Origin of the sequence: Mesorhizobium sp. B3-1-9, assembly GCF_006439595.1 — a bacterium.
In the GTDB taxonomy this organism is placed as follows: domain Bacteria; phylum Pseudomonadota; class Alphaproteobacteria; order Rhizobiales; family Rhizobiaceae; genus Mesorhizobium.
Genome location: NZ_VFTJ01000008.1, coordinates 89,244 through 101,265, shown reverse-complemented (window position 1 = coordinate 101,265; position 12,022 = coordinate 89,244). Strand labels below are relative to the sequence as shown.

Below are 12,022 nucleotides of genomic sequence, written 5' to 3'. Positions count from 1 at the left end.
CGCCGGATTGCCGCGATCAGTTCTGCAGGTTTTCGCGGAACGTGGCGTACTGGTACTCCTTGCGGAACACTCCGCGACGCTGCAGTTCCGGAACCACCGTCTTGACGAACTGGACATAGGTTCCCGGGCTGATCGACGGGCAGATCATGAAGCCGTCGCAGCATTCCGCTTCGAAGAAATCCTGCAGGTGGTCGGCAATCTGTTTCGGCGTGCCGATGAGCTGCGGCGTCATCTGGCTGGTCGCCCAGGCCTTGCCGGCCTGGCCCAGCGTCAGCCCATCCTTCTTGGTTCCCTGCAGCATCACGTCGAGTATGCCGCGGCAACCCTGCGTCAGCTCGAGATCCTCGAGCGGCTTGTCGAGGGGCTCCTTCGACATGTCGACGCCGAGGGCATTGGAGATCTCGGCGACGCCGAGCGTGGGGCTTGCGTATTCATTGATGGCCGCGGCGCGCTCCCTGGCGATCGATTCCGTGTCACCGAGCACGATGTCGACGGCAGGCACGATGGCGCACTCATTCGGCTTGCGCCCGCTGGCGACGACGCGGTCCTTGATGTCGCGGTAGAAGGCCTGCATGTGCTCCTTGGAGTTCTGCAGCGTGAAGATGACCTCGGCCCAGCGGCCGGCGAACTCGCGGCCGCGAGGCGAGGAGCCGGCCTGCATGATGACTGGCTTGACCTGCGGCGAGCGTGGCACCGTCAGCGGGCCGCTGGTGCGCACATACTGGCCTTCATAGTTGGCGTAGTGAACCTTGTCGGCGTCGGCGAAGATGTTGTTCTCGCGATCGCCGACGAGCGCTCCCGGCTCCCAGCTCTGCCAGAGCTTGTTACAGGCTTCCAGCACCTCATCGGCCATGTCGTAGCGTTTGTTCTTGTCCATCAGCGCATCCATGCCGAAATTCTTGGCCTCGCGCTCCATCGCCGAGGTGACCACGTTCCAGCCGGACCGGCCCTTGCTGATATGGTCGAGCGAGGCGAAGGCGCGCGCGATGTGGAAGGGGTGGTAGAATGTCGTCGACATGGTCGAGGCAAGTCCGATGCGCGAGGTGACGCGGGCCATGGCGGCCAGAAGCTGCATCGGGTCCATCATGCATTGCTGACCGCCTTCCTTCAGGTTGGTGCGGTAGCCGCCGGCGTAGGAATCGAACAGCATCAGGAAGTCGACGAAGAACAGCCCGTCGAATTTGCCGTGCTCCAGGACACGGGCGATCTCCTCGTAACGGACAGGATCGAGCATATCCAGGCCGTCGCTTTCCGGGTGCCGCCAGCTGCCGTAGTGATGCCAGGTCGGCCCCGCCAGCACATAGCCTATCAGGTGCATTTGCCGCTTCGACATGGGTGGGAATCCTCCGCGTGGCCGGGACAGTCATGGTATGAGTGAGTGCTAGAATTACAGAGAAACTTATTCATTATCAACAGGCATTCTGGGCGAAACGACGGTGCCGGCGATCGCGGTGGGCGACTGCCGAAGTCTCACCAAAACTGCTTGAATTTCATGAAAAATGGGCGCAAATGCTGCCGATATGGATCTCATTCCGGATTGGCAGCCATAAAGTCATTAGTCGATATTTATCATACTATTTGAACCGAGGACCACGGGAGGGACTTATGGATGCGCGCCGCATAACCGGGCATACGAAAATCATGCTGCTGATGGCGGATCCGGTCTCGCATGTGGTCGGCACGGAAGCCATCACCGCCTTCATGCGCGCCGCCGGCCATGACTTCGTTTGCGTACCTGTTCATGTGGGCGCGCGGGATCTGGCCACCGCCATCCAGGCGCTGCGCGGATTTCAAAACTGCGTCGGATCAGGCGTCACCATCCCGCACAAGATCTCCGTTCTGCCGCTGCTCGACGAACTCACGCCTCGCGCCCGGACGATCGGCAGCGTCAACTACATCCGGCGCGATGCGGATGGAAAGCTGACCGGAGACAATGTCGACGGCAGCGGTTTCGTGCGCGGCGCCACGGAGGCCGGCATTCAGCCTGCAGGACTTCGTGTGCTTCTGCTCGGCGCCGGCGGTGCCGGGCGCAGCCTGGCTTTTGCGTTGGCCGAGGCGGGCGTGGCGGAACTGGTCGTTTCAAACCGCGACCATGCCAGGGCCGTTGGGCTCGTCGATGCGGTTTCCGCCGCCTATCCGGGGGCGTCGGTTCGAACAGGTGAGGCCGACGCCACCGGCTTCGACATGGTCGTCAACGCGACTTCGCTGGGGATGATCGGCAAGGAGGATGGAGATCCCGTGGATTTCGCGACGCTATCCGCGGATATGATCGTTGCCGACATCGTCATGAAGCCGGAAAAGACCAGGCTCCTGCAGGCGGCCGAAGCCAAGGGTTGCCGCTTGCTGGTCGGTCGCCAGATGATGGACGGTCAATTGGCCCTGGCTCGGGCATTTCTGGGTCTTTGACATATGGCGTATACGACCGCCCACGGCTTCAAGCCTGGACGGGACTTCAAGGGAATGAATCAATGACAGAACGAAAGCGTCCGCTGCTGTTCGGCGCGATCGCCGATGACTTGACCGGCGGGTCCGAACTGGCGGCCATGCTGGTGGCGCGGGGCGTGCCGACGAGTTTCGCGACCAGCATCGAGGCGGACATCCCTTCCGCCTCGCTCGCGCATGTGATCGCGCTGAAAACGCGCGTGATACCGGCGCAGGATGCGGTCGATCTCGTTCTGCGGGCAGCGCGGCGGCTACAGTCGGCTGGCTGTGATCAGATTTTTTTCAAATACTGCGCGACCTTCGATTCCACGCCGGCCGGAAACATCGGTCCGTGCGCCGAGGCGCTGGCGGATCTGCTCGACGCGAAAATGGTCCTGTTTTGTCCGGCTCTCTGCGAGACCCAGCGAACGGTGTTTCAGGGCTATATGTTCGGCGGCTCGCAGATCCTGGCGGAGTCTCCCAAGCGGTTCGACCCGCTGACGCCGATGACGGATTCGAACATCGTCCGCGTCCTTGCGGCGCAAAGCCGGAGCCGGGTCGGGCTCGTTGCGCACCCGGTTGTCGATCGCGGCGCGGAGGCCATCGTCAAGCATTGCGAGAATTTGATCGGGGAGGGCGTTCGCTTTGCCGTCGCCGACACGATCTATGAGCGCGATCTGGCTTCGATCGCGGAGGCCGCGGCGCCCATGCCTTTGCTGACCGGGAATGCGTCGGTGGCGGCGCATCTCCCGACGTCATGGCGGCGCGGCGGCAAGCTTGCCAGCCCCGAGGCTGCCGCGTTGCCGGGCGTCGAAGGGCCTGCCGTCGTGCTTGCCGGCAGCGTGGCGCCGCGCACCGCCGAGCAGCTTGCGCATTTCGGCCGGCAGAATGAAGTCGTCACGATCGATCTCGGCCGCGTCATGGAAGGCGAAGATCTGCTTGCTTCGGCTTTGGCGTCGGCCGATCGAGCGATCGGCGCGGGGCAGGCGATTGCCATCGCCACGATGGCGCCGCAGGAGGAAGTCGAACGGCTGCAGGGCAAATATGGACGCGATGTGGTGGCGCGCGCGGCGGAGGATTTCCTCACCGGTCTCGCGCAACGCCTGATCTTTGAACGCGGCGTCCGTCGGCTCGTCATCGCCGGCGGCGAAACTGCTGGCGCCATCGTCCCCAAACTGCCCATCACCCGCTTCATCGTCGGGCCATATCAGGGCCTGGGCACCGGACGCATGGTGGCCGAAATGCCGTTTCCCGTCGCGCTGATGCTGAAGTCCGGCAAGCTCGGCGGGCTGGACGTCTTTTCGGCGGTGCTCGACGAAATGCGCCGGCCCGTAAGGATCGCACCCTATCTCGAACAATGGCCGCCACAGGCGAAAATCCAATGACCGATCAATCAGCAGCCATGCGTCAATCTCTGGTCGATGCCGTGCGCGCCATCGCGTCGAAAGGCTTGAACAGCGGAACCTCTGGGAACGTCAGCCTGCGCTTCGGGGTCGGCGGCATGCTGATAACGCCGACGGGCATCCCGCCCGAAAAGCTCGACCAGGCCGCGATGGTCGAGATGACGCTCGACGGCGGCTGGAACGGCGAGATCCGTCCGTCGAGCGAATGGAACATGCATGCGGCGATCTACAAGGCGTGCCCTCAGGCCCAGGCCGTCGTGCATGCCCATCCGGATCACTGCGTGGCGCTGTCCTGCCTGCGGCAGGGCCTTCCGCCATTCCACTACATGATCGCGTCGTTCGGCGGCGACGATGTTCCATGTTCCGACTACGCGCCGTTCGGCACGGCAGAATTGGCGGAGGTGGTGGTACGGGCGCTGCCGGAACGAAACACCTGCCTGATCGCCAATCACGGCATGATCGCCTACGGGCCGGATCTCGCTACGGCGGTCGCGCGCACCGAAAAGCTGGAGACGCTGGCCAGGCAGTACATGCTTGCCTCGATGCTCGGGCGCCCGGTCATGCTGACGGACGACGAGCTGAGCGTGGTCAAGAACCGGTACAAGACCTACGGCCAGCAGAAACCGAAGTAAAAGCGCAACTGGCCGGAGCCAATTTGCCGTTTAGCCGACGAACGCTTGCGGCTACTCCGCGAGGATGGTCATGTCATCGGCCGACCAGCCGATGTCGACGGCACTTCCGGTTTGGAAGACCTCGGTATTGCCCTGCGGCAGCACGCGCACTTTGAGCGTGGAGCCGGTGCCGTTCAGCTCGATCCGGTAGCGGATGCTGCCCGGCGTGTAGAGGCTCTCGCGCACGATGCCGGTGTAGGTGTTGTCCAGGCCTTGCGCTTTCGGGCCGACGGTAACGCGTTCGGGCCGGATGCAGGCGAAACGGCCGGGACCTGCGTCCTCGTCCGTGCGGATAATTGCCCGGGTGCCATCCTCCAGGACGATCTGGCAAGGCTGACCGGCCTGCTTCCCGGACACCGATTTGACGGGGAAGATCGAAGCTTCGCCGAGGAACTCGGCGACGAAGCGGCTGTTCGGCTGTTCATAGAGCGCGCGCGGGCTGCCGATCTGCGTCATGGCGCCGTCGCGCATGATGGCGATGCGGTCGGCCAGGAATGCCGCTTCCTGCTGGTCATGGGTGACATAGATGACGGTCGCGCCCAATTCCTGCTGGAAGCGTTTGATCTCTTCCTGCATCTCGTCGCGAAGGTTCTTGTCCAGCGCGCCGAGCGGCTCATCCATGAGCAGGATTGACGGATGATAGATCGATGCCCGGGCCAGCGCGATGCGCTGTTGCTGCCCGCCCGAGAGTTCCGACGGCTTGCGCGACGCGAATGCTTCAAGCCGCACCATGGCAAGGCTCTCGCGCACGCGCCTTGCGATCTCGTCCTTCGCCACACCGCGGATCTTCAGCGGATAGGCGACATTCTGGGCGACCGACAGATGCGGAAACAGCGCATAGTTCTGGAACACCATGCCGATGTTGCGCCGGTAGATCGGTTCGGGAACGATGTCGCGCCCGTCGACCACGATCTGCCCTTCGGTCGGGTCGATATAGCCCGCGATCATGCCGAGCAGTGTCGACTTGCCGGAGCCGCTCGGTCCGATGATGGCGAAGAAGTCGCCGGAATCGATCTCGACGGACGTGGGGACGACGGCCTCGAAATTGTTGTAGTGCTTGCAAAGATTTCGAATGGAGACTGCGGCGCCCCCTGCGGCACGGTTCTGACCTGTCGCGGATCGACTTGGCATCTGCAGCATCCTAGTTGTCCTTGCCGAGACGGGGCAACAAAGTTGCCGCGAGAATGAGTAGGCTTGTTACGGCGAGAATGACGCTGGCCGCGGCAGCGATTTCGGGAGTGACCTGGAAGTTGAGCTGTTCCCAAAGAAGCAAAGGCAATGTCCGCGTCGATGGGCTGCTCAGGAAGAGCGCCAGCACCAGTTCGTCGAGCGATGCCGCGAACGCGAAGATGAAACCCGCGATCACGGCCGGCCTGATCATCGGGAAGGTGATCAGCCGGAACGTCTGGAAGGAATTGGCGCCGAGCGTCATCGAGGCGATCTCGATCCGGTTCGAATAGGATGCAAGCGCGCCGCAGACAGTGATGAACGGAAAGGGCAGGCCGATGACGGCATGCGCCAGGATCACAGCCCATAGCGTGCCTTGAAGTCCTAGCCACACGCTGATCGGGAAAAGCCCGATAGCCAGAACGATCTGCGGCAATATCGCGGGCGCGACGGAAAGCGCGCTGACGATGGTGGAGCCAGGCACGCTCGCGCGAACGACCGCCAATGCCGTCGAAATCCCGGCGATCGTCGCCAGTGCCGCGGCCGCCGCTCCGATCATCATGCTGTTCAGGATGGCGGAGCGGTAATCGTCGTTGCCGATGAACTGCTGGTACCAGCGCAGCGAAAAGTCCGTCGGCGGAAACGACAGGTACGACTTGCTCTGGAAGGATACGGCGACGACGACCAGGATGGGCACCAGGAAACCAATGAGCATGGCCCCGACGAGGCCGTTCAGGAGACGGCTCCAAGCGGCCCAAAGCTTCTTCTCGGAGACGTTCATGCGAACACTCCCGCCTGTGCCTTGCCCTTGCGGCGGGAAGCCAGTTGGCTGAACCGCAGCAGCGCGAAGATGATGATGGTGAGGAGAAGCACAATGATCGCCAGCGCCGAGGCGAGCGGCCAATCCAGCAGCCTGTTGGCCTGTTCGCTGATCAGCATCGAAACCACCGTCAGGTCTCCGCCCAGAAGCGACGGCGTGACAAAGAAACCCAGCGAGGTGACGAAGACGATCGTGCAGCCCACCGCCACGTTGGGCATGGAAAGCGGCAGGGTGACGGCGAGGAACTGGCGCCATGGATTGGCTCCGAGCACCGCCGCCGCGCGCGGAAGGTTGGGGTCTATGGCGCGCAGGCCATTGAGGATGGGCACGACGATGAACGGCACCATGATGTAGGTCATGGCGATCATCAGCCCCAGGCCGTTGTCGATGAAGCGGATCGGATCCTCGATAAGGCCGATGCCGACCAGGATGGAGTTGACCGGGCCCTTGCGGCCGAGAAGGATCATCCAGGCAAAGGAGCGGATCACCGTACTCGCCCAGAAGGGCAGGAAGATCAGGAATATGCCGATGGTGGCCCATCGGCCCCTGAGCCGCGCCAGCACATAGGCTATCGGGTAGCCGATCAGCAGCGAAAAGATCGTCACCATCGCCGCGACATAGAAGGTGTTGTAGAGGACAGTCCTGATGCCCTGGTCGGTCACGACCTTCGCGTATTCCGCTCCGATCCCTTGCTGGCCGCTGAAACTCTCCGTCCCGATCACCGCCATCGGCGCGAGGAAGAAGGGCGTCAGCAGCAAGGCGACGGGAAGGTAGAGCAGGAAGCTGCGGTGCTTCATGACGTCAACATATCCTCACATGCGGATCCGGGCGTGTTGGACGGCGCAACCACTTCAACAGATTGTCAGGCTCTCGCACAAGCGGCGCTGGCGGCGTCGAATTGGCGAGCAGTGTCGAATTGGCACGAAAGACGGGACTGCGCGGGTAACGAGTCGCCCGCGCAGTCCCGTCCCGGGAGGGGCCCGCTTATTTCGTCACGACCCAGGTGTTGAAGCGGTCGTAGATCTTGGTGCCGTTCTCGAGCCAGTAATCGCCATCAATCGCGACCGAAAGCTTACGGTTTTCCGGCGAGCTCGGCATGCGCGCGCGCTCCTCCGGCGATAGGATGTCGAACGCCTTGTCGTTCGTCGGTCCATAGGGGATCAGCTTGGAGAAGGCGGCTTGGACTTCCGGGTCCATGCAATGCGCGATGAACTTCATCGCGGTGTCGCGGTTGCGGCCACCCTTCGGCAGGCTCCAGATGCCGGGCGTGTGCAGCGAGTAGTCGAACGTATAATCGATCGGGCCGCCCTGCTGCTTGACCGGGTCGACACGGCCGTTCCAGCACATGCCGAAATCGGCGTCGCCATTGGCGAGAAGCTGGGCGCTCTGCGCGCCGGACGTCCACCAGGTGATGGACGAACGGATGCCGTCGAGCATGGCGAAGGCGCGGTCGATATCCAGCGGATAGAGCTTGTCCAGAGTCTGGCCGGCGCCCAGCGCCGCCACTTCCATGGTCTGCGCGGCGTTCTTCCAGAGTGTCCTGCGACCCTTGATCTTCGGATCGAAGAATTCCTGCCAGTTCTTCGGGCGGCCGTCCTTGGAATCGGTGTTCCAGCTAAGGACGCAGCCGGCGATGTAGCACGACGTCCAGTATTTGCTGGCGGCGCCAGCGATGAGCCCTTCCTTCGGAACGACGCTGTAGTCGATCTCGTCGAGGAGGCCGGCAACGGCCAGCGGCGCGGCTTCCGAGGAATCCGTATCCGTGACGTCGATGTCGACTGCGCCGGCCTCGACCATCGCCTTCAGGCGGGCGCCTTCCATGTAAGGGGCGCTGATGATCTTGATGCCGGTTTTCTTCTCGAAGGTATTGAAACATGCGGCCTTGAACGCATCGCCCAGCGCGCCGCCGCCATTGGCGACGGAGAGCGACGTCGGCGCTGCCCGGCCGATCGCCGGCATTGCAAGAAATGATGCCGCGGCGGCCGTACCGGCGCCCAGCTTCAGCACGCTGCGTCTGCTCAGACCATTCTTGGTAGTGTTCATGGATTCCCCTTTGGATTTTTGATTTCCGGTTTCGGTGACGCCGCGTCTTTAGCCGACCGGCCGAGCTCGGAGCCCCCAGGCAAGGCTGGCTTCTCCGACGATCGATCCTGCCATCAGCTTTTCTCCTCGGACGCTCGGCGCAGCGAGCCGGTCCGCGGTGGCGGCGAATGCGTCCGCATTGCCCGGCTCCCGGGTTTTGTAGCGGAAAAGCAGCCGGCAATCCATCGGATTCATCATTGATAGCAGATATTTTTCTTGCTATAGGCTGCATCGCAAATAGGGAAATCACATCAATGACTTGGTCTAACCGTCGGAATTCAGAGCTGCTGGAACGCGCCCGCCGCGTCATACCGGGTGGTATGTATGGCCATGAATCTACAGCGCTTTTGCCTTCCGACTTCCCGCAGTTCTTCAGCCGCGCCAGCGGCGCGAGGCTGTGGGATGTCGATGGCAATGAATATATCGACTATCTGAGCGCTTATGGGCCTAATCTATTTGGCTATGGAAATGCCGACGTCGAGGCCGCCGCGCGCCGGCAGGCCGAACTCGGCGACACTATGACCGGACCGTCGCACCTGATGGTCGAACTGGCCGAAGCGATGGTCTCGATGGTCTCCCATGCCGATTGGGCGATGTTCTGCAAGAACGGCAGCGACGCCACGTCCATGGCGATGACGATCGCGCGCGCCTATTCCAAACGCCGCAAGATCCTGGTGGCGACCGGCGCGTATCACGGCTCCCAGCCCTGGTGCACGCCGAACCGCACCGGCATCGTCGATGACGAGCGGCGCCAGATCATCGCCTACGAGTACAACAACATCGAAAGCCTCGAGGCCGCGGTGCGGTCGGCCGACGGCGACGTCGCCGGCATTTTCGCCACGCCGTTCAAGCACGAGGTCTTTGCCGATCAGTTGATCCCCTCCGAAGCGTTCGCCAAGGCCGCGCGCAAGATTTGCGATGCCGTCGACGCGCCGCTCATCGTCGACGACGTCCGCGCCGGTTTCAGGCTGGCGCGGGACTGCTCGTGGTCAATCCTGGGAGTGGAACCCGACATCAGCTGCTGGGGCAAGGCCATTGCCAACGGCCATCCGATCTCGGCGATGATGGGGTCGCAGCGTTTCTACGCCGCCGCTCGTTCCATCTTCGCCACCGGCTCCTTCTGGTTCTCCGCCGTTCCGATGGCGGCCGGCGTCGAGACGCTGCGGCTGATCCGCGAAACCAAGTATCTGGAACATACCGTGGAGTTGGGCGACAAGTTGCGTGCGGGCCTCGATGAGCAGGCCGCCGCCTTTGGCTTCTCGTTGCGCCAGACCGGTCCGTCGCAGATGCCGCAGATCCTGCTCCATGACGATCCGGACATGCGCCTCGGCTATGCCTGGGTGACGAACGCCCTCAAGCATGGCGTCTATTTCCATCCGTATCACAACATGTTCCTGAACGCGGCCATGACGGCGGCCGACATCGAGCAGACGTTGAAGGCGAGCGAGCAGGCCTTCGCGGAGCTCAAGGCCGAGCGCACGCGAATTCCTGCAAACGAGAATCCGCTCGTCCTGGCAAGGCTCAAAGTCGCTCGCTGAAGACGGACCTTGCGGCGGTCCGCCGGATACGGAGCGCCGTATCTTCGGGGGAATATCACCGAATCGTCAGGCACCCTGGTCGCATGAGACGGGGGCCTGAATTCATGCCCAAGGACGCGCGGATCGCAATGAACGACTACAGCATTTTCACGGAAGCCCGCACACATAACAAGTGGACGGACAGGCCGGTCTCCGACGATACGCTGAGGCAGCTCTACGACCTCTTGAAGATGGCGCCGACTTCGGCGAATTGCTCTCCCGGCAGGTTCGTCTTTGTCAGGTCGCCCGAAGCCAAGGAAAAACTCCGGCCGGCCCTAAGCAGCGGCAATTCTGCCAAGACCATGGCGGCGCCGGTCACCGCGATCGTTGCTTATGACGAAGCCTTCTACGACCGATTGCCGGAGCTCTTCCCACATACGGACGCGCGCTCCTGGTTCACGTCGAGCCCCGATATCGCGCATGAGACCGCCTTTCGCAACGGCACCCTCCAGGGCGGTTACCTCATCCTCGCCGCCCGCATGCTGGGGCTCGATGCCGGACCGATGTCCGGTTTCAAGAACCATCTCGTCGACGAGGCCTTCTTCGCGGGAACGACCTGGAAGAGCAACTTCCTGGTCAATCTGGGCTATGGCGATCCGGCAGGCCTGTTTCCGCGGTTGCCCCGGCTTGCCTTTGAAAATGCATGCCGGATCGCTTGAACAGGCAATCCTGGAAATGCGAAAGGCTGCGGCCCTCATGGTCCGCAGCCTTTTTCGTCCGAGCGGCCCGCTGTCCGCCGTTCGAGCTGAGGCGGCTGTCCGTCGGCTTTCAATAATTGATGGCGAAGCTGCGCATCGGATCGTAATGAGCTTCCCAATAAGCCTTCCAGATTGTTTTGCTGATCGGACCGACTTCTCCGCTGCCTACCGGCACCCCGTCCAATTTGGTGATCGGCATGACGCCGCCGGCCGTGGTGACGAACAACAGTTCATCGCAATTATAGGCGGCGCTCACCGGGACGTCCTCGACATGGCACTCGACGCCATGCGCCTTGGCGACTTCCAGCACGGTCTTGCGCGTCACGCCTTCCAGCACGCCACGCTTCGGTGTCCGCAGCACGCCGTCCTTGATGATGCAGACGTTGAAGCCGGAACCTTCGGTCAGATTGCCGTCCCCGTCCGTCAGGATCGGGTAGTTGGCGCCGCGATCACGCGCCTCCAGCATGCCGCGCACGAAATCGCCCCACTGCAGGTTCTTCACAGTCGGGTCGATGGCGCCTGGCGGCACGCGACGAACGTCGCGTGCGATGACGGCCGAGCCGCCGGTCTTCTGAAGTTCTTCCCCCATCACCCACAAGAAGGGCTGCACCATGAGGTAGAGGTTGTTCTCGATTTCATCGGGGCTGTACTGGCGGATGAATTTCAGGCCGCGCGTCACGATCATGCACACATAAGCGTCCCGAATGCCGCTCCTTGCCGCCATCTCCACCAGCTTCTGCCGGATGCCGTGGCGGTCGAGCGAGCTGCGCAGCCGCAACTGCTTCAGGCTGCGCTCGAAACGGTCGAGATGATCATCGAGCCGGAAGAAGCGGCCATCCCAGATCGAGGGTACATCATAGGTCAGATCGGAATGGAGGAATCCCTGGTCGAGAATAGGGATGCGGGCTTCGTGGATCGGATAAAGCTCACCCTCGACATAGGCCACCCCCTTCGCGAACGGATTGTCGCTGGCCTCGAGTTCGGCAACGCGATTGCGGTAGGCGTCGAAAATGAAGTCGGTATATGCCACGGGGCAGCCTCCACGTTAGTCGATTTTTATCGACTAACCAAAAATGCGATCAAGACATTGATTTGTCAACGAGATTCGAGCGGCAATTCACTGCTATGATTGTGCTAGGATAGCAATTGCGGTGGCCAGGACAGGCGCCCCCACCACTGCGGC

At 62.4% G+C, this 12,022-nt stretch carries 11 protein-coding genes; 5 read left to right on the top strand and 6 right to left on the bottom strand.

What is annotated here, in order from left to right:
- Positions 1-16: 16 nt before the first annotated feature.
- The gene (locus tag FJW07_RS16575; protein ID WP_140857603.1) at positions 17-1,333 is read right to left on the bottom strand and encodes an LLM class flavin-dependent oxidoreductase; all 1,317 of its coding nucleotides are present in this window, start codon (positions 1,331-1,333) and stop codon (positions 17-19) included.
- 176 nt (positions 1,334-1,509) lie between these two features.
- Here FJW07_RS16575 and FJW07_RS16570 point away from each other — a divergent pair, with 176 nt between their 5' ends.
- The 3 genes from FJW07_RS16570 (at position 1,510) to FJW07_RS16560 (ending at position 4,456) form a co-directional block, all read left to right on the top strand.
- Positions 1,510-2,406: a shikimate dehydrogenase gene (locus tag FJW07_RS16570; protein ID WP_140707805.1), complete on the top strand. Its 897-nt coding sequence runs from the start codon at positions 1,510-1,512 to the stop codon at positions 2,404-2,406.
- A 62-nt stretch (positions 2,407-2,468) separates the two neighbouring features.
- The gene (gene otnK, locus FJW07_RS16565; protein WP_140784206.1) at positions 2,469-3,806 is read left to right on the top strand and encodes a 3-oxo-tetronate kinase; all 1,338 of its coding nucleotides are present in this window, start codon (positions 2,469-2,471) and stop codon (positions 3,804-3,806) included.
- Complete coding sequence (locus tag FJW07_RS16560) at positions 3,803-4,456, top strand: class II aldolase/adducin family protein (RefSeq protein ID WP_181182655.1); 654 nt, start codon at positions 3,803-3,805, stop codon at positions 4,454-4,456. Before otnK ends, FJW07_RS16560 begins: the two co-directional genes overlap by 4 nt.
- Positions 4,457-4,507: 51 nt before the next feature.
- On the opposite strand, the gene FJW07_RS16555 is transcribed toward FJW07_RS16560, so the two are convergent.
- The 4 genes from FJW07_RS16555 to FJW07_RS16540 all read right to left on the bottom strand — a co-directional run bounded on the left by FJW07_RS16555 (position 4,508) and on the right by FJW07_RS16540 (position 8,525).
- Positions 4,508-5,626 (bottom strand): ABC transporter ATP-binding protein, encoded by a 1,119-nt coding sequence (locus FJW07_RS16555; protein ID WP_140784205.1) that lies wholly within the window; start codon positions 5,624-5,626, stop codon positions 4,508-4,510.
- A 10-nt stretch (positions 5,627-5,636) separates the two neighbouring features.
- Positions 5,637-6,221, bottom strand: coding sequence for an ABC transporter permease subunit (locus FJW07_RS32070; RefSeq protein ID WP_246680792.1), 585 nt, complete (start codon positions 6,219-6,221; stop codon positions 5,637-5,639).
- 218 nt (positions 6,222-6,439) lie between these two features.
- Positions 6,440-7,279 (bottom strand): ABC transporter permease, encoded by an 840-nt coding sequence (locus FJW07_RS32065; RefSeq protein ID WP_140784203.1) that lies wholly within the window; start codon positions 7,277-7,279, stop codon positions 6,440-6,442.
- Between the two features lie 187 nt (positions 7,280-7,466).
- The gene (locus FJW07_RS16540; RefSeq protein ID WP_140784202.1) at positions 7,467-8,525 is read right to left on the bottom strand and encodes an ABC transporter substrate-binding protein; all 1,059 of its coding nucleotides are present in this window, start codon (positions 8,523-8,525) and stop codon (positions 7,467-7,469) included.
- Between the two features lie 293 nt (positions 8,526-8,818).
- Between FJW07_RS16540 and FJW07_RS16535 the strand changes: the two genes are divergently transcribed.
- Both FJW07_RS16535 and FJW07_RS16530 read left to right on the top strand, forming a co-directional pair.
- Positions 8,819-10,102, top strand: a complete 1,284-nt coding sequence (locus tag FJW07_RS16535; protein WP_140784201.1) for an aminotransferase class III-fold pyridoxal phosphate-dependent enzyme — start codon at positions 8,819-8,821, stop codon at positions 10,100-10,102.
- Between the two features lie 104 nt (positions 10,103-10,206).
- On the top strand, positions 10,207-10,800 hold the full coding sequence (locus FJW07_RS16530; RefSeq protein WP_140707793.1) for a malonic semialdehyde reductase: 594 nt from the start codon (positions 10,207-10,209) through the stop codon (positions 10,798-10,800).
- Positions 10,801-10,909: 109 nt separating this feature from the next.
- Here FJW07_RS16530 and FJW07_RS16525 read toward each other — a convergent pair whose 3' ends face one another.
- Positions 10,910-11,869: an aminotransferase class IV gene (locus FJW07_RS16525; RefSeq protein ID WP_140784200.1), complete on the bottom strand. Its 960-nt coding sequence runs from the start codon at positions 11,867-11,869 to the stop codon at positions 10,910-10,912.
- Positions 11,870-12,022: the final 153 nt, after the last annotated feature.

Excerpts from the sequence above, each read along its gene's own strand:
- FJW07_RS16535 (WP_140784201.1), top strand. The coding sequence starts at position 8,819 with ATGACTTGGTCTAACCGTCGGAATTCAGAGCTGCTGGAACGCGCCCGC.
- otnK (WP_140784206.1), top strand. The coding sequence starts at position 2,469 with ATGACAGAACGAAAGCGTCCGCTGCTGTTCGGCGCGATCGCCGATGAC.
- FJW07_RS16530 (WP_140707793.1), top strand. The coding sequence starts at position 10,207 with ATGCCCAAGGACGCGCGGATCGCAATGAACGACTACAGCATTTTCACG.
- FJW07_RS16555 (WP_140784205.1), bottom strand. The coding sequence starts at position 5,626 with ATGCCAAGTCGATCCGCGACAGGTCAGAACCGTGCCGCAGGGGGCGCC.
- FJW07_RS32065 (WP_140784203.1), bottom strand. The coding sequence starts at position 7,279 with ATGAAGCACCGCAGCTTCCTGCTCTACCTTCCCGTCGCCTTGCTGCTG.
- FJW07_RS16560 (WP_181182655.1), top strand. The coding sequence starts at position 3,803 with ATGACCGATCAATCAGCAGCCATGCGTCAATCTCTGGTCGATGCCGTG.
- FJW07_RS16575 (WP_140857603.1), bottom strand. The coding sequence starts at position 1,333 with ATGTCGAAGCGGCAAATGCACCTGATAGGCTATGTGCTGGCGGGGCCG.
- FJW07_RS16570 (WP_140707805.1), top strand. The coding sequence starts at position 1,510 with ATGCTGCCGATATGGATCTCATTCCGGATTGGCAGCCATAAAGTCATT.
- FJW07_RS16540 (WP_140784202.1), bottom strand. The coding sequence starts at position 8,525 with ATGAACACTACCAAGAATGGTCTGAGCAGACGCAGCGTGCTGAAGCTG.
- FJW07_RS32070 (WP_246680792.1), bottom strand. The coding sequence starts at position 6,221 with ATGATCGGAGCGGCGGCCGCGGCACTGGCGACGATCGCCGGGATTTCG.